The following is a 2,567-nucleotide window of genomic DNA, read 5'->3' as shown; positions in this document are numbered from 1 at the left end:
GGTGCCGAACCGGATGCCGCTGGTGTACCAGGCGCCGTTGGGGTCGGCCGGGATGGAGTTGCGGTTGGTGACGATGCCGGCGTCCAGCAGCGCGGACTCGGCCTGCCGGCCGGTCAGCCCGAAACTCTGCACGTCGAGCAGCACGATGTGATTGTCGGTGCCGTCGGTGACCAGCCGGGCCCCGCGGCGCATCAGACCGTCGGCGAACGCCTGGGCGTTGTCGGCCACCCGTTGGGCGTAGGCCCGGAACGACGGCTGACGCGCCTCGGCGAAGGCCACCGCCTTGGCCGCCATCACATGCGAGAGCGGTCCGCCGAGCACCATCGGGCAGCCCTTGTCGACGGCGTCTGAGTACTCCTTGGTGGCCAGCACGACTCCGCCGCGCGGCCCGCGCAGGGACTTGTGCGTGGTGCTGGTGACGATGTGGGCGTGCGGAACCGGGTCCTCGTCGCCGGTGAACACCTTCCCGGCGACCAGGCCGGAGAAGTGCGCCATATCGACCATGAAGGTGGCGCCCACCTCGTCGGCGATCTCGCGCATCTTGGCGAAGTCGACCCGCCGCGGATAGGCCGAGTAGCCGGCCACCAGGATCAGCGGCTTGAACTCCCGGGCCGCCGCGGCGATGGCGTCGTAGTCCAGCAGTCCGGTCTGCGGGTTGGTGCCGTAACTGCGTTGCTGGAACATCTTTCCGGAGATGTTCGGCCGGAAACCGTGGGTCAGGTGACCACCGGCGTCGAGTGACATGCCCATCAGCCGCTGGCTGCCGAGCTTGGCGCGCAAGCGTTCCCACTCCGCCTCGGACAGGTCGTTGACGTTCTTGACGCCGGCGTCTCCGAGGGCCGGCGCCTCCACCCGGGTGGCCAGGATCGCCCAGAACGCCACCAGGTTGGCGTCGATGCCGGAATGCGGCTGGACGTAGGCATACGGCGCGCCGAACAGTTCCCGGGCGTGCTCGGCTGCGATCGCCTCGATCTCGTCGACGTTCTGGCAGCCGGCGTAGAAGCGGTGCCCGACGGTGCCTTCGGCGTACTTGTCCGACAGCCAGGTGCTCATGGTCAGCAGCACGGCCGGAGAGGCGTAGTTCTCGCTGGCGATCAGCTTCAGCGAACTGCGCTGATCGTCGAGTTCCCTGGCCGTGGCCGCGGCGATCCGCGGTTCGACGGACTCGATGACCTTCATCGCCGCCCGGTAGGCCTCGCCGGCGGTCGCGGCGTAGTCGGCGCCCGGCGCGGTCACGGCGGGCAGGATCGCTTCGGTGCTCATGCCCCCAGAGCGTAGTCGGCCCGCCGAAGCGCCCCCACCCCCGCCGACTGTGCGGAATTCCCCGCCGCCGCGGGCGTGTCGCGCAGGGAACCGCACAGTCGCGCGACTACCCCGCGAGTTCGGCACGCAGCGCCGAGGGGATCAGCGGTTCGTCGAGCAGCCGGCCGAACCGCTCGTGCCGGCCCACCCCGTCCGGCCGGGCGTCCAGCCAGCCGCGCAACAGCCGGTAACCCTCGACATAGGTCGAGGTGTAGGCCCGCCACAGCGGCGAGGACAGGAATCGCAGCGACTGGCGTGCGCGGGTGTCGTCGATCAGCAGCCAGCGCTGCAGGAAGGCGGACACCTGGTCGGCGTCGCGGTGCTCGTCGTGCAGCATCAGCGCGGCGTCCTGACGGACGTCGGCCAGCTCGGCGCGGGCGGCGGACAGCGCTTCGGCCCGCTCCCCGTCGAACCGCAGACCCAGATCGGCGTAGATCTCCTGCGCCCAGGAGCCCCAGCCGGGTCCCACCGCGGCGTGCAGCGCCAGGTCGGCCAGGCCCTCGGCCATCAGGCACTGCGGGGTGTTGACCAGGAAGATGGTGTGCTCGCCCTGACCGAGGCCGGCGACCAGTCGCTGTTCCTTGCGGCAGTGCTCGGTGTGGTGGCCGGGATAGGACTCGTGGGCGATCAGCCCGGGCAGATGGGACATCTGCTGCTTGAGGTCGGAGTTGACCGCCACCCGGGACCGGTAGTCGCCCTCGTAGTAGTTGAACCCCGACCACGGCTTGTCACTGACCACCTCGTAGACGACTGTCTCCCCCTCGGGAAGCGGGTACCTGGCGCGGACGACGTCGCGTAGCGCACTGGAGAACGCACCGATGGCTTCCTCGAGGCGTTCCGGCGGCAACTCCTCGGTCCGGCGTGCGGCTTCCATCCGGCCCGCCAGCGGGCCGGCCCCGCCGAGGATCTCGCCGATGCGGGCATGAGCGGCCCGGTAGCGCTCCTCGTCGCCGCGGGTGATCTCGACGTCGAAGTAGTCCCGCACCTCCTCGACGAAACCGACGTCCGCACCGGCGAACTTGCGCGCCGAGCAGGCCAGCGCGCGCAGGTGGGCGGCGATGAACCCGGCGCGCTGCTCGGTGAACCCGCCGGTTCGCGGCACGTCGGGCAGCGCGGCCAGCAGGCGCCGGGCCTGCGCGCCGAGTTGCGACGGCTCCGGAGCGGGCTCGTCGGCCACCTGCCGGCGCAGCGCCCGATCGCCGGTGAAGGAGTCGACGTAGCCTTCCTCGATGCGGTCGAACCGCAAGCCGAGCAACAGGTATTCG

Annotated in this window: 2 protein-coding genes; both read right to left on the bottom strand. The window is 70.7% G+C overall.

Features of this window, described 5'->3' with window-relative positions; genetic code table 11:
• Positions 1–1,263: glycine hydroxymethyltransferase (locus ADBZ5U_RS15735; protein ID WP_526811756.1), on the bottom strand; the 1,263-nt coding region annotated here is incomplete at its 3' end.
• 106 nt (positions 1,264–1,369) lie between these two features.
• Positions 1,370–2,567 (bottom strand): DUF885 domain-containing protein (locus ADBZ5U_RS15730; protein WP_526811754.1); only part of this gene is annotated, 1,198 nt, incomplete at its 5' end.

It is taken from the genome of Mycobacterium sp. (genome assembly GCF_040398885.1).
GTDB lineage: Bacteria > Actinomycetota > Actinomycetes > Mycobacteriales > Mycobacteriaceae > Mycobacterium.
Note: the sequence above shows the minus strand (reverse complement) of the source record. Positions and strands in the feature narration are given on the sequence as shown.